The organism is Myxococcus sp. CA039A (genome assembly GCF_013336645.1).
GTDB lineage: Bacteria > Myxococcota > Myxococcia > Myxococcales > Myxococcaceae > Myxococcus > Myxococcus llanfairpwllgwyngyllgogerychwyrndrobwllllantysiliogogogochensis.
Map to the genome: position 1 here is coordinate 1 of NZ_JABUMQ010000132.1, position 21,761 is coordinate 21,761.

The following is a 21,761-nucleotide window of genomic DNA, read 5'->3' on the forward strand; positions in this document are numbered from 1 at the left end:
TCCCTGCCCATCCCCGACACCCTGCCCCGCCTTCGCGCCGCGGTGCGCGCGTACGACGACCATGTCCTCGCGAGGCTCGCCGCCGAGCCTCACCTGGAGGCCGTGTCCGCCGCGCTCGCCCGCCTGCCGGAGCCGCTGCGGCCCCGAGGCGTGGCCTTCCTCGTGGCCCGCCTCCTCTCCCGCATGGGCTTCACCGCCGGCACCTCCGTGAGCCCAGCCCTCGCGCGGCGCGTCCTGGAACGTCCACCTGGGGAACTGTTGTCATCCGGATACATCTCCCTGCGCGAGCCCGGCCCCGCGTTGGAGCAACTGGCCCAGGGCTACGAGTCCCTGAGCACCGGGGCCCGGCGCGCGAGTGCCCTGCTGGGTGACGCGGAAGCCTTCACGCTGGAGAACCTGGAGCACCTCCAGGGCAAGGCGCAGCGGCTGGCGCTGGAGCAGGCGGTGGAAGCCGCCGAGGCCCTCTCTCGCGCCCTTCCGCCCCGCCTCCGCGCACGCCCCGTGTCCACCGGCCCCGCGCCCACCGCGATGGAGGATGACGCCGCGTTTCCGCAGGGCGGATTCTCCTCCGTCTCCAACGTGGGCAGCCTGGAGAACCTGGTCACCTCCGAGCTCGTCTACATGGAGGATGAGCCCACGCTGGACTTGTTCGACGTGCGCTACGTCGAGGGCGAGCTGCTCTACTACACCCGCGACGAGAGCCTCGCGGTGCGCCGTCGCCGCGTGGTGACCTTCGTCCTCCCGCCGAGCCTCGCGGACGCGCGGGTGAAGGACACCGGCGTGCGGTGGCAGCGCGCAGTGGTGGCCATGGGACTGGTGTTGTGCCTGGTGCGCCGGCTGTCCGTGTGGCTGGGAGACCAGGACCTGCGCTTCCAGGTCGCCTTCCCCTGGGATGGCGACGGGCCCCACCCGCTGGAGGCGGAGCGCGGCCTGTGCGAGCTGCTGCTGCGCGAGTGGCGAGCCCGGGGGACCGCGGAGATTCTCACCCCACGAGACTCCGACGAGGTGCTGGCGAACGCGGCGGTGCAGGCGAAGCGGGCCCGGGTGGACGTGCTGTTGCTCGACGCGACCCGTCAAACGCGGCTCGACACGACGAAGGTGCCCGCCCGCGTGGGGCTGCATCACCTGGATTTGAGCGAGCCGAGCCCGAGGCTCCATGTGCCGGGCCGGGGAACTTCTTCACCCGCGCGTGAAATCCCGGAAGTTGGCGCCGAGGGAGGCCCTCCCGAGACGCCATGGGAGGCCTGGACCGGAACGACGCTTGAGCTTGCGCGAGGGCTTCTCTAGCGTCCGGTCCGGGAAGCGCCACGCTTGGCGCAGGAGAGGACGGGCCATGCCGCGGTACGAGTTCAAGGAAGGCAGCTCCAACAAGTTCTGGGAGATCACGTTCGAAGGAAAGTCCTTCACGACGCGATGGGGCCGCATCGATACCGACGGCCAGGAGAAGACGCAGTCCTTCGACTCTCCCGAGGCGGCGCAGAAGGAGTACGACAAGCTCGTCCGCGAGAAGGAGAAGAAGGGCTACGAGTTGGTGGGCGACGGTGAAGGGGGCGACGACGGGGACGACGAGTCGCCGAGCGTCGAGGGAAAGTCCAACCCGGAGCTGGAGGCCGCCATCCAGAAGGACCCGGCCAACGTGGACGCGTACCTCGTCTACGGCGACTGGCTCCAGAGCCAGGGCGACCCGCGCGGCGAGCTGGTCGCGCTGCAGCACGCGGTGTCGAAGGCCGAGGGCACGGAGGCCTCCACCCTCAAGCGGCAGATCACCGCGCACATCAAGAAGCACAAGGCGTTGCTGCTCGGCGGACTGGCCAAGGCCTGGTCCGAAGAGGAGCTCAAGGTGGAGTGGCACCTGGGCTTCATCCGCGACGCGCGGCTGGGCAAGAAGGACTACGACTCCGAGCTGGAGGTGCCCGAGACGCTGGTGAAGCTGCTCGCGCATCCTTCCGCGAAGTTCCTCCAGTCGCTCACCATCGGCATGGTGGATATGGAGGGCGAGAACTATTACGCGGGCGTCGTCGAGGCCATCGTCAAGACGAAGGGCATGCCGACGCTGCGCAGCCTGTTCCTCGGCGACTTCGAGTACCCGGACGAGACGGAGATCTCCTGGTCGTACATCAACGACGTCACGGGGCTCTACAAGGTGCTGCCCAACCTGCGCTCGCTGCGGCTGCGCGGCGCGGACGCGGACCTGGGCAAGATTGACCTGCCGGAGCTGCGTGAGTTCTCGATGGAGACGGGCGGCCTGCCCTTGGGCGCGGTGAAGTCCATCGCCAGCGCGAACTGGCCGAAGCTGGAGAAGCTGGAGGTCTGGTTCGGCTCGGAGAACTACGGTGCGGAGGGCGGCGTGGAGGACATCCAGCCCATCCTCGACGGCAAGGGCCTGTCGAACGTCAAGGTGCTGGGCCTGCGCAACTCGGAGTTCACGGACGAGCTGGCGAAGGCGCTGCCCACCGCGAAGATTCTCCCCCAGCTCGAGAAGCTGGACCTGTCCATGGGCTGTCTGTCGGACACGGGCGCGCAGACGCTCGCGGACAACGCCGCGGCGTTCAAGCACCTCAAGCACCTGGACGTGACGGAGAACACGCTCACCAAGGCCGGCGAGAAGCTGGTGGCGAAGCTGGCCGCGACGGTGGCGGCGGGCAGCCAGCGCGACTACGACGAGGAATACCGTTACGCGGCGGTGGGCGAGTAGCACTCCATGACGGCGGTGCCTGACTTCATCCTCATCGGCAACGCCGAGAACCGGCGCGTCACGCTGTTCCAGGACGCGCTGGCCCGCCAGGGCCTTCCTCCCGCGAGGGTGGTGCCCTGGCGGGAGCTGGTGAAGCACCCCGCCCTCCTCGCGCGGCTGCCCGACACGGACGCCTTTGTCCGCATCGACGCCGCGGGGGAGAGCTGGGAGGTGGAGAAGGCGCTGCTCAAGCGCGGCCATGAAGACGCGCTGGAGCATGGCTGTCAGGTGCTCGCGCCGGAGGACGTGGACGCGCTCGTCGAGGACCACGGGCGCATCCTGGCTCCACGACAGGGGCACCTGGGCTTCCTGCGAGTCCTCTCCGAGCTGGAGGCGGTGTTCCGGGAGCGGCCTCGCTGGAGGGTGCTCCAGTCGCCCGCGAGCATCGCGGACCTGTTCGACAAGCGCATCACCTCGCGGAGGTACGCGGCGTTGGGTGTGCCCGTGCCGGAGCCCTTGGACGGGGTGACGGACGCGGCGTCGCTGCGCGAGCGGATGGACGATGAGGACTGGCGCGAGGTCTTCGTGAAGGTGTCCTGCGGCTCGTCAGCGTCGTGTCTGGCCATCTTCCGCAGGCACCGCGAGAGGGAGTCGCTGGTCACCACCATCGAGCAGGCACCGACGGGTTGGTACAACTCGCTCAAGGTGCGTCGAATCACGGAGCCGGAGCGCGTGGAGGACGTGCTGGGCTTCCTGCTGCGCGAGGGCTCACAGGTGGAGCGCTCGATTTCCAAGGCGCGACTGGGCGGCGACACTTTCGACTGTCGGGTGCTCACGGTGGGTGGGGAGCCCGCCTTCACGGTGGTGCGCCAGAGCCGAGGCCCCATCACCAACCTGCACCTGGGCGGCTGGCGTGGGGAGCCGGAGGAGCTGGAAGCAGCGGTGCCGCGCAACGAATGGAAGGCCGCGATGGAGAGCTGCCGCGTGGTGGCGCGGGCCCATGACTGCCTTCACGTGGGCATCGACCTGATGTTCGAGGAGCACTTCACCGGGCACCGCGTGGTGGAGGCGAACGCCTTCGGCGACCTGCTGCCCGGCCTGCAGCGCGAGGGATTCAGCGTCTACGAGTGGGAGATTCGCGAGGCACTGGCACTGGCTCGTGCCAATGCCTCTCCTCCCAGACCTTGACGCTCACCGGCGTCAGTCGCAGCCCGTGGCGTCGCGAGAGGGCACCCAGTTGCAATCGAAGGTGTGCACCTCGCCAGTGGCACGACCCCGCCCAGGAGCCGAGTCGAGCATCGTGTTCCAGAACCGCGAGAGCACCGAGGTGAGCGAGTTGGCGGGCCCCGTCGGAGGGTCGCTGTTGTAGAGCAGCGCCGCATGCACGTTCGGCTCGGTGGTGCCGTTGGCGCGGAGCACGACGGGGTCGCTCGGCGCGAAGAGCCACTTCATGCGCGACGACGTGTTGTCTCCAGTGATTCCCATGGCCCGGTTCATGGACTCCACCCAGGTGGCACGGGCCGCGCGCTCCGCCGGGGTGTTGGTCGTCGATTGGAACGGCAGCCCGGTGTTCGACATGTAGAGCTGGTCCTGGCGGTTCTGCCAGACAAGCGTGGGCAGGTCGAAGCCCCCTTCCGACACGGGTGCGGTGATGATGTCGTAGAGCACCGGACCACTGATGCACTCGTGCGGAGGATGTACGGGGTCCCCCGGTGTGCGCGCGGCCACACAGGACGGAGTGAGCGAAGACTTCCAGATGCTCGTCAACTGCTCGAAGGCCTCCAGCCCCGAGCCAATCCCCAGCACGGGATAGTCTGGGTGATTCCAGTCGAGCGGCAGGTACCCGGCGCCCGGAAAGACAAGCAGCCGTCCCGCCTTCGCGGCCTTGGGGAGTCGCTTCACGACGCGATGCGTGTTGTTGAAGGCGCCAAAGCCTCCCGCCGAGCCGCCCCGCCACAACACGCGCAGCGGCTTGTTGTCGTCCAGGCCATACCGCTCGACGAGCACGGCGAGCATCGCCTCCACGTTGTAGGCCCCCGTGAAGCGCCAATCCCGCTGCGTCCCCTTGTAGGTGATGTCGGGCGCATCCAGTGCCGTACCCGTCCACAAGTCACTCGAGCAGTAATGGCCAAGCACATCGATGGCGCCACTGAAGTCGTCGGGGCTCGCAGGATCGCGCTCACGCAGCGCCCGGTCCGCCGGCAGGTTCACCGACGACACCAGGTCGATGGCCCGATTGCCGCAGCCACCCAGCGGACTCTCGCTGTCGAACGCGCAGAAGCCACCGCCTTCGAGGCGCAGCACCCACTGCGTCGGAAGAGCCTCTCCCGGAGGAACTGGGGGGAAGGTGACCTCCAGGACGAACTCGTCGCCCAGGTTGCACCGGGCATCCGTCCAGCGGGCATCCCGAAGTGCCGGGCGCACCGTCTCCGTCAGCCGGCGCATGGGATTGCCGGCGCGAGTACACGCGGTCACGTTGTAGCCATTGCCCGAAGGCCGACAGGTGGCCGTCCCCCCGGACCAGGCGGACGCAAGCGAGGAGCAGGATACCGATGCTCCAGGCACACACGCCGTCGCCACGGCTTCGAGCGATGTGTCCATGGCGCCCTCCTCGGAGAGGGGCGCATGGCGAGGTTCCGCCTCACCACAGGCGGTACAGGTCAGGACGACGGGGAGCAGCAGGAGGAGGGAGCGCATTCCCTCTCAACCCACGACACTCCAGAGAGTTGCGGAGGTCCTGTTTCGATTCCCGAGGCCGGAGCCCGCCACGAAGGCGGACTCCAGCCTGGAAGCCTTTCGACTCAGGCTTCGGGAGGCGTGTCCAACACGGGCTTGCGTCGGTTGAACAACCGCTGCACGACGACGAAGAACAGCGGCACGAAGAAGATGCCCAGCAACGTGCCGACAATCATGCCACCGAGCACGCCGGTGCCAATGGCTCGCTGCGCGCCCGAGCCCGCGCCGGACGCAATCGCCAACGGCGTCACGCCGAAGCCGAACGCCAGCGACGTCATCAGGATGGGCCGCAGACGCGAGCGCACCGCGCTCAACGTCGCCTCAATCAACTCCATGCCCTTGTCGAGGTTCTCCTTCGCGAACTCGACGATGAGGATGGCGTTCTTGCTGGAGAGTCCCACGGTCGTCAGCATCGCGACCTGGAAGTAGACGTCGCGGTCCATGCCCCGCAGCGTGCTTCCCAGCACCGTCCCGAGAATTCCCAACGGCGCCACGAGCAGCACGGCGGTGGGAATCGTCCAGCTCTCGTACATCGCCGCCAGGCAGAGGAAGACCAGCAGCAGCGAGAGCGTGTAGAGCAACGGGGTCTGCGCGCCCGCCGCGCGCTCCTGGTACGACTGCCCCGTCCACTCCAGGCCCACACCGGGCGGAAGCTGGGAGACCAGCCGCTCCACTTCGGCCATCGCCACACCGGAGCTGACGCCCGGAGCGGCCTCGCCGTTCATCTCCATCGCCGACACGCCGTTGAAGCGCTCGAGCCGAGGCGAACCCGAACCCCAGCGCGGACTCGCGAAGGCCGAGAACGGAACCATCTCGCCCTTCACGTTGCGTACCGACCAGCGGTTGAAGTCCTCGGGGGCCATCCGGAAAGGCGCATCGGCCTGGATGAACACCCGCTTGACGCGACCCCGGTCGATGAAGTCGTCGATGTACTGCCCACCCCACGCCACGGAGAGCGTGTTGTTGATCTCCGCGGTCGCGAGGCCGAGCGCGGAGGCCTTCGCGACATCGACGTCGACGCGGAACTGGGGCGTGTCCTCCTGTCCGTTCGGACGCACGTTCGCGAGCAGGCTGCTCTGCGACGCCGCGCCGAGGAACTGGTTGCGCGCGGCGGTCAGCGCCTCGTGGCCCAGACCGACGTTGTCCTTCAAGAAGAAGGAGAAGCCCGCGGAGGTGCTCAGCTCCGCCACCGCGGGAGGCGGGAAGGCGAAGGCGAGCGCATCTTGAATCTGCGCCAGCTCTCCCATGGCCCGGCCCGCCACGGCGTTGACGCCGAGATTGGGCGCCTTCCGCTCGGCCCAGTCCTTGAGGCTGATGAAGGCGACGCCAGCATTCTGCCCGCTGCCGCCGAAGCTGAAGCCCTGCACGCTGAACATCGCGTTGACGGTGTCCTTCTCGCTCTCGAGGAAGTGCCGCTCCACCCGCTCAATCACCTTCATGGTGCGCTCCTGCGTCGCACCCACGGGCGTCTGCACCATCGCGAACAGGAAGCCCTGGTCCTCTGAAGGAAGGAAGGAGCTCGGCAGGCGCAGGAACAACACCACCATCACCGCCACCATCGCGACGAAGGCGAGCATGAAGCGCTTGCTCCGCGACAGGATTCCGCGCACCGCCCGCTGGTACTGCGCATTGCTCTTGTCGAACCCGCGATTGAACGCCCCGAAGAACCCCGTCTCCTTCGCGTGGTGTCCCTTCGCAATCGGCTTGAGCAGCGTCGCGCAGAGCGCCGGCGTGAGCACGATGGCGACCAGCACCGAGAGCGCCATGGACGTCACGATGGTCACCGAGAACTGCCGGTAGATGACACCCGTGGAGCCCGCGAGGAACGCCATCGGCACGAACACCGCGGAGAGCACGACGCCAATGCCCACCAGCGCGCTGGTGATCTGATCCATCGACTTGCGGGTGGCCTCCAGGGGAGACAGGCCCTCCTCGCTCATCAGTCGCTCGACGTTCTCGACGACGACGATGGCGTCATCGACGAGCAGACCGATGGCGAGCACCATCGCGAACATCGTCAGCATGTTCGCCGAGTACCCCAACGCGGTGAGCACCCCCAGCGTCCCCAGCAGCACCACGGGCACCGCGATGGTCGGAATCAGCGTCGCGCGGAAGTTCTGGAGGAACAGGTACATCACCAGGAACACCAGGAGGATGGCCTCGAGCAGCGTCGAGACGACGCCCATGATGGCCACTCGCACGAACGGAGTCGTGTCGAACGGCACCACCGCCTTCATTCCCTTCGGCAGCAGCGGCTTGAGTTCCTCCAGCGCGGCGGTGATGCCCTGCGCCGTCTCCAGCGCGTTGGCGCCGGTGGCCAGCGACACGGCCACGCCGGTGGCGGGCTTGCCGTTGTAGCGGCTGATGACGCTGTAGTCCTCGGAGCCCAGCTCCACCCGGGCCACATCCCCGAGCCGCAGCAGGGAGCCTTCCGAATTGCCGCGCACGATGATGTTCCGGAACTGCTCCGCCGTCTGGAGGCGGTCCTGCGCTGTCACCGTCGCGTTGAGCTGCTGGCCTTGCACCGCGGGCGTTCCACCCAACTGCCCCACCACCACTTGCTGGTTCTGGGCCCGGATGGCGCCGATGACGTCGGTCGGCGTCAGCGTGTAGGTGTCCAGCTTGTTCGGGTCCAGCCAGATGCGCATCGCGTACTTCGTGCCGAACACCTGGGTGGCGCCCACTCCGGGAACGCGGGAGATGGGGTCCACCATGTTCGTGGCGACGAAGTCCTGGATGTCGTCGCCCGACATGCTGCCGTCCTCGGAGACGAAGCCAATCACCTGCAGGAAGCCCGTGCTCGCCTTGCTCACGGAGATGCCCTGCTGCTGCACGGTCTGCGGCAACAACGGCGTCGCCAGCTGCAGCTTGTTCTGCACCTGCACCTGCGCGATGTCCGGGTCGGTGCCGTTGCGGAACGTCAGGATGATGTTGGCCGAGCCGTTCGACTCGCTCGTCGCCGACATGTAGAGCAACCCATCGAGCCCCTTCATGCTCTGCTCGATGACCTGCGTGACGGAGTCCTCGATGGCCTTCGCGGAGGCACCGGGATAGACGGCGTTCACCGTCACCGTGGGGGGCGCGATGGCCGGGTACTGCGCGATGGAAAGCTGGGTGATGGACAGCGCGCCGGCCATCATGATGATGATCGCCAGAACCCAGGCGAAGATCGGTCGATCAATGAAGAATCGTGCCATGTGAAGGTCCGGTCACTCTTGGGACTTCGCGGGGACCAGGGGTTCGGCTTCCCCTGGCTTCGCGACAGTCGAGGGGGCTTCGGTCGCCTGGACCGGCATCCCCGGTTGGATTTTCTGGAGGCCTTCGATGATGACCCGGTCACCCTCGACCAGGCCGCTGTCGACCAACCACCGGTCGCCCACCGTCCGATTGGCCTGGACGACGCGCGGCTCGACCTTGCCGTCCTTGCCCACCACCAGGGCGGTGGCGTTTCCCTTCGGGTCCCTGGCGATGCCCTGCTGAGGCACGAGGAGCCCCTGCTGGCGCAGCCCGTTGCCCACGAGGGCGCGGACGTACATGCCGGGCAACAGGGACTGGTCGGGGTTGGGCACCGTCACGCGCAGCGCGAAGCTTCCCGTGCCCGGGTCCACCGTCACGTCGGAGAACGTCAGCGAGCCGGCGTGCTCGTAGCGGCTGCCGTCCTCGAGGAGGATGGTCACCGGCGTGCTGTCGGTGCTCTTGAGCGTCCCAGCGCTCAGCTCCTTGCGCAGCCGCAGCAGTTCGCCGCTGGACTGGCTCACGTCGACGTAGAGAGGATCCAACTGCTGCACCACCGCGAGCGCCGCCGGCTGATTGGCCGTGACGAGCGCGCCCTGGGTGACCGACGACTTGCCGATGCGCCCGGCGATGGGTGAGGTGATGCGGGCGTAGTTCAGCGTCACGCTCGCCCGCTGCAACGCGGCCTGGGCGGCCTTCACGTCCGCCTCCGCCTGGCCCAGGGCGGCAATCGCCTTCTCGTTGTCCGCCGCGGTGACGGCCTCCAGCCGGGTCAGCTCGGCCGACCTCTTGGCGGTCAAGGCAGCCGACGTCAAGGTCGCCTGGGCACGCTCGAGCGCCGCCTTGGCGCTGCCGTAGTCCGCGCGGTAGGTCGCGTCCTCAAGCTCGTAGAGCGGCTGGCCTGCCTTGACCACGCCCCCTTCGGTGAACAGCCGGCGCTGGACCAGCCCGTTGACCTGGGGCCGCACCTCGGCGACGAGGAACGCATTGGTACGACCCGGCAGCTCCCGGGTCAGGAGTACGGACTCCGCCTTCAGGGTGACGACGGTGACCTGGGAGGGCCCATAGGACTCCTGCGGCGGGGCTGCCTTCTGACAGGCGGCCAGCAGCGCGGCGCAGGACGACATTCCAACGAGCGCCAGCCGGAGCGAGCGCGAGCGAGACCACATGAAAACCTCGGGAGCGGGGATGGGAACAGGGCGCCAGCCATCAGCGCGCCCCTTCCTCTATCGAAAGCGTGGGTTCCTGCCACCAAAACCTGACGAACATTGGAGCGAACCCCACGGGGCGAAAATCGCTGGACACTTACGAAAGTGCCCCCGGTAGTCTGACAAGGCGCTGGATATCCCGATTGGACCGTGAGCACCGCTCCTTGAAATGCTTGGGGACAGCTCAAGGAGCCGTGATGCCGCGCACCCCCTCCCCTTCTCGTCGGAAGCACCCTCGCCAGCAGCGGGCCCAGGCCACGTGCGATGCCATCCTCACCGCCACCGCCCGCATCCTCATCCGTGACGGCTACGAGGCCACGACCACCAACCACATCGCACAGGAGGCCGGCGTCAGCATCGGCTCGCTCTACCAGTACTACCCGAACAAGGAGGGGCTGGTGTTCGCCGTGCTGGAGCACCACGGCACGCGGTGGCTCGCGGAGCTCGAGACGGCGCTGCGCGACTTCGCCTCGGCTCCGCTGAACATCGCGGTCCGCGCCATCATCCAGCAGATCCTCTCCAGCAAGCGGCTGCGCTCCCAGCTTGATCCGCTCCGGCATGTCCTGCTGCCGGTGCTGCGTCCGCTGGGCTACGTGGACACCTTCGAGCAACAGCTCTCCCGTCTCGTGAGAACCTTCCTCGCGGCGCGACTGGAGGACATCCGTCCGCGTGAGCTGGACATGGCCGTCTTCATCATCGTCCACACGCTGGAGGCGCTCTGCCATTCCGCGGGCATGGACCGCCCCGACTACCTCACGAACGAAGCGTTTCCGGAGGAACTGTGCGCGCTCGTGCTCGGCTACCTCCGCCCGGAGCCCGCGGCACTGAGCCACCCGCCGCACACGTCCACCGCGCCTCGACAGAAATATGAGCAATAGGCCCGTGGAGCACGCTCCGAGGCCCCCGTTCCCCTCGGGGACGCGAATGTGAGCAGCCATGCGAGTTGAGCCGGGGTGCAATCAAATACATCCTGATTGCACCTCCAGCGCTTGTCGCCACGGCTCTCCACTCCATGAATCTGAATCCCGATGACCAGCAGCGGGCTGCCGCGTACCAGCAGCTCGCGCTCGGAGCCTTTCCCGTCCTCACCCAGCCGCAGCTCGACGCCATCCGGAACCGGGCCCGCGACTATCAATCACAGTTCCGCGCGCACCCCGCGCTTCACGACACCGTCAACGTGCTCCTGCTCCTGGGACTGTTCGCGGCGGACCTGCTATCCCTGACGTTGCTGCCCTCCCTCCTGCCGTGGCCCCTGTCGACCCCAGGCGGCACGGTGCTGGCGGGGATGGTGTCGGGCGCGGTGCATGGCTTTCTGGTGTGCGGCATCGTCACCTTCAGCGTCCACGAGGGCGCCGCGCACAACCTCCTCATCCTCGGCAGGGGCCGCGTGGCGCGGGGGCTGCGGGTGCTCGCGAACAATGCCTGTCGGCTCTTCCTCGCGGACCCGCTCCACTACGCGGAGGCCCATGCGAGTCATCACCGGAGCCTGGGGACGCCCGACGACGGCTCCTTCACCCACTTCGTCCGCTTCCGTCGGCTCCTGGGCAGCCTGCTCCCGCTGGCGCCCATGCTCAGCCACTCGGACTACTTCCCGTGGCGGCCCCAGGAGCACACTCGCAGCCGCCGGCTCTCCGTCGCGCTGACCAACGCGTACCTCGCGCTCTGCGCGGTGCTGGCCACCTGGCTGCATGGCTTTCTCTTCACCGGGGTGGCGCTGTTCCTCGTCGGCAGCTGGCTCAGCTTCGTCCTGGACCGGCTCCGCGAGAGCACCGAGCACCTCTTCATGCCCCTGGACCGGGTGAATGGAACGCGAGAGCTGGGCCTGGGGTTCTGGGGGCTGCTCCTCGGAGGCGGGCCCTGGGGACAGCCGTGTCATCTGGCGCATCACCTGGCGCCCGCGCTGCCCTGGTACCAGCAGCTTCGCCTGCACTTCTTCCTGCGCCGCCTGTTGACCCCGGAGCAGCGGCGTCACTTCTTCCTGAGGCCTGTCGTCGGCCTCCCCGCGCTGCTCTGGCGCCTGGCCACCGCGACACCTCCCGCGCCGGCCCGGGACTGAAAGGTTCACTCCATGACACTTCCTTCTCAACGCGCTGACGCGCCCGCGAGGGGTGCGGCCTTCGACGCCATCTTCATCGGCTCGGGAATCGGCTCACTGGGCGCGGCGGCGGTGCTCGCGCGGCATGGCCTGAAGGTGCTCGTGCTGGAGCGCCACTCCGTCGCCGGAGGAATGACCCACACCTTCCAACGCAAGGGCTACGAGTGGGATGTCGGCGTGCACTGCCTGGGCAAGCTGCATGACCCCGACGCCCCGCTGCGACGCGTGTTCGACTTCGTCACCGACGGAGCGCTCGGCTGGGCGCGGATGGACCGCGTCTATGACCGGCTCGTCTTCGACGACCAGAGCTACGACTTCGTCACCGGCGGGGAGGCGTTCGAGGCCGAGCTGGGACGCGCCTTCCCCGCCGAACGCAAGGCCATCGCCACGTACCTGAAGCTGCTGCGCGGCGTGGAGCGAGCATCCCAGCGCTACTTCATCCAGCACGTCCTCCCCCGCTGGCTGACGCCGCTCACCTATCCCGCGCTCGGCTGGCCCTTCCGCCGCCACTCGAACCGGACGACGCGGGACGTGTTGCGCTCGCTCACGTCGGACTCGCGCCTGCTGGGTGTCCTCACCGGCCAGTGGGGCAACTACGCCCTTCCTCCCGGAGACAGCAGCTTCGCCATGCACGCCCTCATGGCCGAGTACTACCTGGAGGGCGGCTGCTATCCCGTGGGTGGCGCCGGAAGCATCCTGGGCCACATCGCCCCGGTCATCACCCGCGCCGGGGGACAGGTTCGCGTCCGTGCCGAGGTGAAGGAGATCCTCGTGCGAGACGGTCGTGCCCTGGGCGTGCGCCTCGCCAGCGGCGAAGAGCTCCTGGCCCGGCACGTCGTCAGCGGCGCGGGCGCGGCGCAGACGCTGGGGGTGTTGCTCCCGGAAGCCTGGCGACCTCCCGAGGCCGTGCGAGCCCTCCAACGGATTCCCCAGTCCATCGGACACCTCGGTCTGTACCTGGGCCTCCGAGGCACACCCGAGGAGGTGGGCCTGCCCGCCACCAACGTGTGGGTCCACGCCGGCTATGACCACGACGCGAACCTGCGCGCGTTCAGGGCTGACGCCTCGGCGCCGCTTCCCGTCGTCTACCTGAGTTCCTCCTCCGCGAGGGACCCCTCGTGGGCTCAGCGCCACCCGGGGCGCTCCACGCTCACCGCCGTGTGTCCCGCGCCCTACGCCTGGTTCGAGAAATGGGAGGGCACGCGCTGGCATCGGCGAGGGCCCGAGTACGAGGCCCTCAAGGCCCAGCTCTCCGAGCGACTGCTCTCCGTCGTCCTCGCCCAGTTTCCTCGGCTGCGCGGGAGGGTGGAGCACCAGGAGTTGTCCACGCCGCTCAGCACCGCGCACTTCTCCAATCGCTTGCAGGGCTCCATCTACGGGCTGGAGCACAGCCCGGAGCGCTTCCGGCAACCCTGGCTCCGCTCGCGCCTTCCCATCCGCGACCTGCTTCTGGTGGGACAGGACGCCGTCTCCGTGGGCGTGGGCGCATCGCTCATGTCCGGCGTCCTCGCCGCTTCCGTCATCCTGCGACGCAACGTCCTGGGCGATATCGTCCGCCAGTCTTCTTCGCTCCGCGCGGCCTGACGGTCGCGACGCCTCCTTCCTCCACTTCTTCTGACGGCACCCGTGAACCGGGTGACCGCCGCGCCGGCGCATGTCCGGACGCCCCTGCCTCGCCCGAAAGGACTCACCATGAAGCCCTCGCTCCGATTGCTCCAGACCCTCCTGCGCGGACAGACACGAGGACGGCTGGGCCCCCTGGAGGAAAGCGTCACGCAGTGGCGCGTCCTGCCCACGGACCTGGACCTCTTCGGCCACATGAACAACAGCCGCTATCTGGCGATGATGGACCTGGGCCGCGTGGACCTGCTCGTGCGCGCGGGCCTCCTGTCGGACCTGCTTCAACACCGCTGGGTCGTCCCCGTCGGAGAGACGTCGCTCCAGTTCCGGGGCTCGCTGCGCCTGTTCGAGAAGTACGAGCTGGGCACGCGACTGGTGGCGTGGGACGAGCAATGGCTCTACTTCCAGCAGGAGTTCCGACGCCCCTCGGAGCCCGACCGCCCGGTGGCCACCGCCCAGGTGCGAGCCGTCGTCCGCGACGCGAAGGGCACCGTCCCTCCCTCTCGAATCATCCAGGGTGTGCTGGGACATGAAGCCCGCAGCCCGGAGCCCACCGAGGAGCTGCGCCGCCGCTTCGGTTTGAACCCGCCTCGCGCAAGTGCCGCCGTCATGCCCGGCGCCTCGCGCGAGCCCCTGGCCATCGTCGGCATCGGCTGCCGGCTTCCCGGAGGCATCGAGGACACGGACAGCTTCTGGAAGGTGTTGATGGAGGGGCGCGAGTGCATCGTCGACATCCCCGAGGAGCGATGGGACCCGAAGAAGTTCCACGATGCCTCGGGCCGGGCCCCCGGGCGCAGCCATGTCCAGCGCGCGGGACTGCTCCAGCAGGACCTTCGCGAGTTCGAGCCCGGCTTCTTCGGCATCACCCCGCGCGAAGCCAACGCCCTGGACCCACAGCAGCGCTTGATGCTGGAGGTCTCCTGGGAGGCGCTCGAGGACGCGGGTGTGCCCCCGAGCGGGCTGGCGGGCAGCCGCACCGGCGTCTTCGTCGGCGGCTTCATGATGGACAACCTCATCCTGCACGCGAGCCCGGACAACCGGGAGCGGCTCGACAGCCACTCGGCGACGGCGAGCACGCTTACGATGCTCTCCAATCGGCTGTCGTACTTCTATGACTTGCGAGGCCCCAGCGTCTCCATGGACACGGCCTGCTCGTCCTCGCTCGTCGCGCTGCACCTGGCCTGTCAAAGCCTGTGGGCGAAGGAGAGCGACGCGGCGCTCGTGGGCGGCGTCAACGTGCTCCTCCTTCCGGAGACGCAGGTCACCATGTCCAAGGGGAAGTTCCTGTCCCCGCGTGGACGCTGCCACGCCTTCAGTGACCAGGCGGACGGCTACGTGCGTGCCGAGGGCGCCGCGGTGCTGGTCATCAAACCCCTGTCCGCCGCGCTGCGCGATGGCAATCCCATCCATTCACTCATCCTCGGCACGGCCGTGAATCAGGACGGACGGACTCCGGGCATCACCGTGCCCAACGCGGAGGCCCAGGTGGCGGTGATGCGCGAGGCGTACGCGAAGGCCGGCGTCGACCCGCTGCGCGTCTCGTATGTCGAAGCACATGGCACGGGCACCCCCGTGGGAGACCCCATTGAGGCGAACGCCATCGGCACGGTGACAGGCGTGGGCCGCACGGATGGAGAGCGCTGCCGGATGGGCTCGGTCAAGACGAACCTGGGCCACCTGGAAGCGGCGGCGGGAGTGGCGGGCGTCATCAAGGCGGCCCTCGTCCTCAAGCACGGCACCGTCCCACCCCACCTGCATCTGGAGAAAGTGAACCCTCGGATTCCGCTCGATGCACTCGGGCTGCACATCCCCACGCGTCCGGAGTCCTTGCCTCGCGGGACGGAGCCACGTGTCGCGGGCGTGAACTCCTTTGGCTACGGAGGCACCAACGCCCACGTCGTCCTGGCCGAGCCGCCCCCGCGCGTGGCCACCCTGACACCCCGGCGCGCCGAGGGACGCCCTCACCTGCTTCCACTGGGCGCGAAGTCGCCCGAAGCCCTGGCCGAGCTCGCGGGCCGCTACGCCGGCTGGCTGGAGGCGGGACGCGGCACACCGGAACAACTCTGCCGCGACGCAGCCGTGCACCGCTCGCACCCGCGCCATCGCCTGGCCGTCCGAGGCACGAACCGGGAAGCCCTGGTGGCCACACTTCGTGCCTTCGCGAACGGCCAGCGCGATGTGCCCGGATTGGACTTCGTCGCGGAGCCGCCCGAGGGACGCAAGCTCCTCTTCGTGTACACGGGGATGGGCCCGCAGTGGTGGGCGATGGGGCGACAGCTCCTGACCACCGAGCGCGTCTTCCGTGACGCCGTGGAGGAATGTGACGCCCTCTTTCGCGAGCTCTCCGGCAGGTCCATCGCGGAGGAGCTGACGCGGGACGCGGCGTCTTCGCGCATCACCCGCACGGAGGTGGCCCAGCCCGCCAACGCCGTGCTGCAGGTGGCGCTCACGCGACTGTGGGCCTCATGGGGAATCATTCCCGACGCCGTGGTGGGACACAGCATCGGAGAGGTCGGCGCGGCCTGGGCATCCGGGGCGTTGGACTTGAGGGATGCGCTGCTCACCGCGTTTCACCGCAGCAGGCTCCAGCAGCGGATGGCGGGACACGGGGCGATGCTGGCCGTTGGACTCGGTCCGGATGAAGCGCTCGACCAGGTCCAGCGCCATGGTCCTGGCATCGCCATCGCGGCCATCAACAGCGCGCGCTCCGTCACGCTCGCGGGGGAGCGAGCACCGCTGGAGCGCGTGGCCGCGGAGCTGGCTTCCACCCAGCGCTTCCACCGCTTCCTCCAGGTGGAGGTGCCGTATCACAGCCCCCTCATGGACCCGCTTCAGGGCGAGCTGCTCACCGCCCTGACTCCGCTGCGCCCCCGCGCGCCGCGCATTCCCATCTACTCGACGGTGTCGGGGCGACGCATGGTGGAGACCGAGCGCCATGACGCGACGTACTGGTGGAACAATGTCCGAGGCTCCGTGCGCTTCGCGGAGGCGCTCCAGCAGGCCGTGGTGGACGGGCATGGAACGTTCGTCGAGGTGGGACCGCACCCTGTCCTGGCCTCGTCCATCCGGGATGTGCTGAGCGCGTCGAAGGCCCGCGGAGAGGTCCTCGCGTCGCTCGTGCGAGAGACTCCCGAGCAGGAGACGATGACCACCGCGCTGGGGAGGCTCCATGTGCTGGGCGCGGGTGTCTCGTGGCAGGGCTACTTCGGAGCAGGAGCGTTCGCGGGAGCCCCGCGCACGCCCTGGCAGCGCAAGGTCTACTGGGAGGAGAGCCTCCGCTCCTCACGCCGGCGACGCGCCTTCGTGGGACATCCGATGCTGGTGGACTCCGAGCCCGGCCCGTCACCCACGTGGACGTCGGAGCTGAGCCTCGCGGCACTGCCCTATCTCGCGGACCACCAGGTGGCCGGGAGCCTGCTCTTTCCGGGCGCGGGGCATGTCGAGCTGGCGCTGGCGGCGCGGCACGCGCTCACGGGAGATGCGCGCTGCTGCATCGAGGAACTGGAGCTCGCGTCGGCGGTGCTGCTCCGGGAAGCCGCGAACCCGCGCGTGCGCCTGAGCTTCTCCTCGGAGACCTCCCGCTTCCTCGTCCAGCGACAGGACGAGGAACAGCAGCCCGTGGTCTGCGCGCGAGGCAAGCTGGTCTCCTCGGGGCGGGGAAGCCGCACCGTGGACGTGGTGACGCTCCAGGCCAGGCTGTCGGACCTGACGACACCCGAGGCGCTGTACGCGTCCCTGGAGCGCCGAGGGCTGCGCTACGGCCCCGCCTTCCGCGCCGTGGTGGCTTTGCACCGCGCACCGGGGGAGGTGCTCGCGCGACTTGCCCTCCCCGACTCCGTGGACGAGCGCGGCTACCACCTGCACCCCGTGTTGCTCGATGCGGCGTTCCACAGCCTCATCGCGGGAGCGACGGAGGATGCGCACCACGACATCGTTCCCACGGGCATCGAGCGCATCCAGTTGCTCGCACTCCCGGGTCGGCAGCTGATTGCCCACGGGCGACTCCTGTCCGTGAGCGGAGGAACCCTGCGCGGTGACATCACGCTGATGCACGAGGACGGCACCGTCGTGGCCGAAGTCACCGGCTTCACCTGCCGCCTGTTGCCCCGGGCCGCTGCGGACGAAGAGACGCTCCTGGAGCGCTCGGTGTACCTGCGGCGGTGGGAGCGAATCGAGCCCTCGGAGCCGGAGGTGCGTGAGGAGGTGACGTGGGTGGTGCTCGGCGGCTCCGTGCCCGAGTCTGGCGCGCGTGGCTGGCACCATGCCTCTGACACCTCGGCACTGGAGGCCGTTCTCGGTGCGCGGATGGAGCAAGAGCGGGTGCGGCTCGTGGACTTGCGCTGGCTGGACTCAGCGCCCGAGAGCGAGGCTCCAGTGACGCGCGGAACGGATGCTGCGGATGCCCTCCTGCGCGTGCTCCAATCGCTGCGCCCAGGGCGGGTCGAGCGCTACTACCTGGTCACGACGCGCTCCGAGTCCGTGCTCGACGAAGCGGAGGCAGCCTCACGGGTTTCCGAAATCCACTCCGTCGCGCCGACACAGCCAGACGTCCCTTCGCTGGAGCACGCGCCACTGCTCGGTCTTGCCCGTACCGCCATGACGGAGCGGCCGGAGTTCGGCTCGGCGGCAGGCATGGCGCTCGGCGCAACACCTCGCCCCTTTGCGCCGACACCGTCGGACCTCCCCTCGCTGGAACACGCACCACTGCTCGGGCTGGCCCGTACCGCCATGACGGAGCGGCCGGACCTTCGCCTCACCTGGGTGGACCTGGACGCGACTCCGTCGAGCGTGGAGGCCTTGCTGGTCCGCCTGAGCGGGCTGGGCACAGAGCAGGAGGTCGCAGAGCGCGGTGGGCTGTTCCACGCCTCGCGCCTCGTGCGCGGCTCTCTCATGACGTCCCCCGCCCTCTCGCGAACCCAGCCGCTGGAGCCGGTTCCCGAGGGCATGGGCCATGAGCTGGTGCTGGGAGAGGAAGGCCGACTCGACACGCTCGGCTTCGTCGCGAGAGAGCGCCGTGCTCCCAATGCCGGTGAAGTCGAAATCGAGGTGGAGACCACCGCCCTGGGCTTCAAGGACATCATGAAGGCCCTGGGCCTGCTCTCGGCGCGCGTGAAGCAGAACACCTATATCGGCGACGCCATCGGCATGGAGGGCGCAGGACGCATCAGCGCCGTGGGTGCGGGAGTGACGGACTTCGCCGTCGGAGACCGCGTCTACGGCGTCGCCCCGCGCTTCGTCGCGTCACACGTGGTGCTGCCCGCCGGCCACGTGGTGAAGCTCCCCGAGCACCTGTCGTTCGAACAGGGCGCCAACCTCATCGTCTTCCTGACCGTGTATCACTCACTGGTGCGCGTGGCCCGGCTGCGCCGGGGCGAGCGAATCCTCATCCATGGCGCCACCGGTGGCGTGGGTCTGGCGGCCATCGAGGTGGCCCGGTGGTGTGGCGCGGAAATCATCGCGACGGCCGGCAGCGAAGAGAAGCGTCAGTACCTGCGCGAGCATGGCCTCACGCACATCAGCAACTCCCGGGACGTGAGCTTCGCGGAGGACGTGCGCGCCTGGACGGGCGGGCGCGGAGTCGACGTGGTGCTGAACTTCATGCCCGGCGAAGTCATGACGCGAAGCCTCGACTGTCTGGCGCCGTTCGGCCGGTTCATCGAGCTGGGCAAGGCCAGCTTCGAGCAGGATGAGCTGCTCCGTCTGCGCCCGTTCAACGAGAACCTGATGTACGCGGCCGTGGACTTCGACCGACTCCTGGAGAGCCGACCCGAAGAAGTGCGCGAGCTTTACCAGGAGGTGATGCAACGCTTCGAGGAGGGGAGCTTCCGTCCCCTGCCATCGCGCTCCTTTCCGGCAAGTCAGGTGGAAGAAGCCTTTCGGGCCATGGCGCGCGGCAAGCACATCGGCAAGGTGTGCATCTCCCTGAAGGACCCGGCGCTGCGTGTGCGTCAGCCCGCGCGGCGCGAGCGACTCGCACCGGACGCCACCTACCTCGTCACCGGCGGCCTCGGAGGGTTTGGCCTGGAGGTGGCGCGCTGGCTCGTGGAGCAAGGAGCGCGGCACCTGGTGCTGGTGAGCCGCAGGGGGGCCCAGTCCGAAGAAGCACGCGAGGCCCTTGCCGCATGGAGTGCTCAGGGAGTGGTGGTCCATGCGCTCGCGGCGGACGTGGCCCGGTATGCGGACCTGGAGCAGATCTTCGCGCGGCTCCACGCCGAGCTGCCGCCACTACGAGGTGTCTTCCATTGCGCGGTCGCACTGGACGACAAGCCCCTGGAGCGATTGGACCGGGCCTCGCTGGAACGGGTGATGGCCGCCAAGGCACAGGGAGCCTGGAACCTGCACCTCATGACCCGAGCGTTGCCACTCGACCACCTGATTCTCTTCTCCTCCATCTCTTCGCTCATCGGCAACGCGGGACAAGGGAGCTACGTCGCGGCCAACAGCTTCCTGGACCAACTCGCGGTGTACCGCCGCAAGCAAGGACTGGCGGCGACGGCGATTCAGTGGGGTGCGTTGGGTGAAGCCGGGCTGGTCGCGCGCAATGCCCACGTGGCCCAGCACCTGGAACACCTGGGCTTGCGAGGCCTGTCCACCCACGCCGCGCTCCAGGCGCTCGGACGCGTCCTGGACGCCCCTCCCGTGCAACTGGCCATCGCGGACGTGGACTGGAATCGCCTGGGCGCGGCGCTCGTTCCCTGGAGCGGCTCACGCCGGCTCGTTGGACTGCTGGAGACGCCGGAGTCGTCTGCCGACGCGGAGCGGAGTGGCGGGCTCATCGAGCGCGCCCTCGGGGGGCTCGATGACGAGGCCCGCCGCGAGTTCATCACCCGGACGCTGTCGAAGATCGTCGCGAGGGTCATGCGCACGCAGGACGGGGCGCTGAACACGGCCCAGCCACTGCGTGAACTGGGAATGGACTCCATCATGGCCCTGGAAATCGTCACGGCCATCGAAGGCGAGCTGGGCGTGAAGGTCTCCACGATGGAAGTGGTGAGCGGCCCCTCCCTGCGCGAGCTGTCCACCCTGATGCTGGGACAGGTCCAGCGCGCGCAGTCAGCCGCGTGAGCTTCACGGACTCAGGGCACCGGAGCGCGCTGCTGCGCGAGGAGCCAATCCCAGAACGCGTAGTTGTTGTACTGCTGCGTCCAGCAGTCGTGGGCTGAGCCCGGCAGCACGGTGAGGCGACCGATGGCCGTTCCGGTCGCCACCACCCCGGCCTGTGACGTCCACGTGGGACTGGATGCGCCGGGGAACAGGTACGTCTGCGTCGTGGTCGACTGTGCCACCGCCACCAGTTGGAACTGTCCGTAGTTCTTCGTCACGCCCTGCATCCAGGAGCGCTCGGCGGACAGCGACGAGCCGTCCGCATACGAATGCACCGCCCACACGGGCACGTTCAACAACTTGGTGATGGTGGGGCCCGGAGCTCCGATGTTGGTGGCCATGGGCGCGAGCGCCGCCAGCCGGTGGCCGTACTCATACGCATACTTCCAGCTTCCGTAGCCACCGTAGCTGAGGCCCGTGAGGTAGATGCGCGTCGGGTCCACGCGGTAGTTGGCCACCAGGAAGTCGACGAAGGCGTTCAGGTCCGCTGGCACCCAGTTCGTCGGAGCGCGAGGCGAGAAGACCATCACCTGCTTCTGACCGAAGTACGCCTTGCCCTCGCTCGTGGTCCGAATCTTCTTCAGCGCCCCATGCCGGGAGACGACCTCCAGCAGGTTTGCCTCCGTGGTGGAGGTGCCGAACTCCGTCAGGCCATTCAAGTGGATGATGACCGGATACGAAGTGTTGGGGGAGGTCAGGTAGCCGGGCGGCAGGTACTCCGCATAGCCATAAATCGCCCCTGTGCTCGCGGGCAGTCGCGCCACGACCTGGTCCTCGGTCGTGATGACGAGCCTCGTGGACTGCGCACCCCACTGTTCAGTCCCTTCATCCTCGACGCCGCCTCCGCAGGCGACGGTCCACATCGCGATGGACAGCGCAATCACTCCAAGCCGCATGGTGTTCTCCCTCGATGAGCGCCTGAATCCTCCTTGAGTCTGCACAACCCGAACCCATGGCGAAAGTCGACCGCTCGAAACCGGGGAGACCACTACAACTCAGGTGCAAATGTCTCCAGGAGCCAGCAGTTTCGGATCACACCCACACACAACCCTCCAGCAATCCCTCCACGTACCGTCGCACGAGGAACAGT

At 68.4% G+C, this 21,761-nt stretch carries 11 protein-coding genes; 7 read left to right on the forward strand and 4 right to left on the reverse strand.

All coding sequences use genetic code 11. The annotated features are described in order from the left end of the window. The 3 genes from HR086_RS22290 to HR086_RS22300 form a co-directional block, all read left to right on the forward strand. A partial coding sequence (locus HR086_RS22290) for a hypothetical protein (RefSeq protein ID WP_174466592.1) occupies window positions 1–1,287 on the forward strand: 1,287 nt, incomplete at its 5' end. A gap of 46 nt (window positions 1,288–1,333) precedes the next feature. Further along, window positions 1,334–2,695: a WGR domain-containing protein gene (locus HR086_RS22295; protein ID WP_174466593.1), complete on the forward strand. Its 1,362-nt coding sequence runs from the start codon at window positions 1,334–1,336 to the stop codon at window positions 2,693–2,695. A gap of 6 nt (window positions 2,696–2,701) precedes the next feature. Continuing rightward, window positions 2,702–3,862, forward strand: coding sequence for an STM4014 family protein (locus tag HR086_RS22300; protein WP_174455147.1), 1,161 nt, complete (start codon window positions 2,702–2,704; stop codon window positions 3,860–3,862). Window positions 3,863–3,874: 12 nt separating this feature from the next. On the opposite strand, the gene HR086_RS22305 is transcribed toward HR086_RS22300, so the two are convergent. The 3 genes from HR086_RS22305 to HR086_RS22315 form a co-directional block, all read right to left on the reverse strand. Next, window positions 3,875–5,275, reverse strand: a complete 1,401-nt coding sequence (locus HR086_RS22305) for a pectin acetylesterase-family hydrolase (RefSeq protein WP_174466594.1) — start codon at window positions 5,273–5,275, stop codon at window positions 3,875–3,877. A 200-nt stretch (window positions 5,276–5,475) separates the two neighbouring features. Continuing rightward, entirely contained in the window at window positions 5,476–8,607 is a 3,132-nt protein-coding gene (locus HR086_RS22310; RefSeq protein WP_174466595.1) for an efflux RND transporter permease subunit, read from the reverse strand. A 12-nt stretch (window positions 8,608–8,619) separates the two neighbouring features. Further along, window positions 8,620–9,813 carry an efflux RND transporter periplasmic adaptor subunit gene (locus HR086_RS22315; RefSeq protein WP_174466596.1) on the reverse strand — a complete coding sequence of 398 codons (1,194 nt, stop codon included), beginning with the start codon at window positions 9,811–9,813 and terminating at the stop codon, window positions 8,620–8,622. 236 nt (window positions 9,814–10,049) lie between these two features. Between HR086_RS22315 and HR086_RS22320 the strand changes: the two genes are divergently transcribed. The 4 genes from HR086_RS22320 (at window position 10,050) to HR086_RS22335 (ending at window position 20,632) form a co-directional block, all read left to right on the forward strand. Beyond that, entirely contained in the window at window positions 10,050–10,730 is a 681-nt protein-coding gene (locus tag HR086_RS22320) for a TetR/AcrR family transcriptional regulator (protein WP_174466597.1), read from the forward strand. Between the two features lie 134 nt (window positions 10,731–10,864). Beyond that, window positions 10,865–11,908, forward strand: coding sequence for a fatty acid desaturase (locus tag HR086_RS22325; protein WP_174466598.1), 1,044 nt, complete (start codon window positions 10,865–10,867; stop codon window positions 11,906–11,908). Between the two features lie 12 nt (window positions 11,909–11,920). Beyond that, window positions 11,921–13,531, forward strand: a complete 1,611-nt coding sequence (locus HR086_RS22330) for an NAD(P)/FAD-dependent oxidoreductase (protein WP_174466599.1) — start codon at window positions 11,921–11,923, stop codon at window positions 13,529–13,531. A 108-nt stretch (window positions 13,532–13,639) separates the two neighbouring features. After that, window positions 13,640–20,632, forward strand: a complete 6,993-nt coding sequence (locus HR086_RS22335) for a type I polyketide synthase (protein ID WP_174466600.1) — start codon at window positions 13,640–13,642, stop codon at window positions 20,630–20,632. Window positions 20,633–20,643: 11 nt separating this feature from the next. On the opposite strand, the gene HR086_RS22340 is transcribed toward HR086_RS22335, so the two are convergent. Further along, window positions 20,644–21,567, reverse strand: coding sequence for an alpha/beta hydrolase-fold protein (locus HR086_RS22340; RefSeq protein ID WP_174466601.1), 924 nt, complete (start codon window positions 21,565–21,567; stop codon window positions 20,644–20,646). Window positions 21,568–21,761: the final 194 nt, after the last annotated feature.

Bases quoted from the DNA above. Each gene is read 5' to 3' on its own strand.
- HR086_RS22295 (WP_174466593.1), top strand. From the start codon at position 1,334: ATGCCGCGGTACGAGTTCAAGGAAGGCAGCTCCAACAAGTTCTGGGAG.
- HR086_RS22300 (WP_174455147.1), top strand. From the start codon at position 2,702: ATGACGGCGGTGCCTGACTTCATCCTCATCGGCAACGCCGAGAACCGG.
- HR086_RS22305 (WP_174466594.1), bottom strand. From the start codon at position 5,275: ATGGACACATCGCTCGAAGCCGTGGCGACGGCGTGTGTGCCTGGAGCA.
- HR086_RS22310 (WP_174466595.1), bottom strand. From the start codon at position 8,607: ATGGCACGATTCTTCATTGATCGACCGATCTTCGCCTGGGTTCTGGCG.
- HR086_RS22315 (WP_174466596.1), bottom strand. From the start codon at position 9,813: ATGTGGTCTCGCTCGCGCTCGCTCCGGCTGGCGCTCGTTGGAATGTCG.
- HR086_RS22320 (WP_174466597.1), top strand. From the start codon at position 10,050: ATGCCGCGCACCCCCTCCCCTTCTCGTCGGAAGCACCCTCGCCAGCAG.
- HR086_RS22325 (WP_174466598.1), top strand. From the start codon at position 10,865: ATGAATCTGAATCCCGATGACCAGCAGCGGGCTGCCGCGTACCAGCAG.
- HR086_RS22330 (WP_174466599.1), top strand. From the start codon at position 11,921: ATGACACTTCCTTCTCAACGCGCTGACGCGCCCGCGAGGGGTGCGGCC.
- HR086_RS22335 (WP_174466600.1), top strand. From the start codon at position 13,640: ATGAAGCCCTCGCTCCGATTGCTCCAGACCCTCCTGCGCGGACAGACA.
- HR086_RS22340 (WP_174466601.1), bottom strand. From the start codon at position 21,567: ATGCGGCTTGGAGTGATTGCGCTGTCCATCGCGATGTGGACCGTCGCC.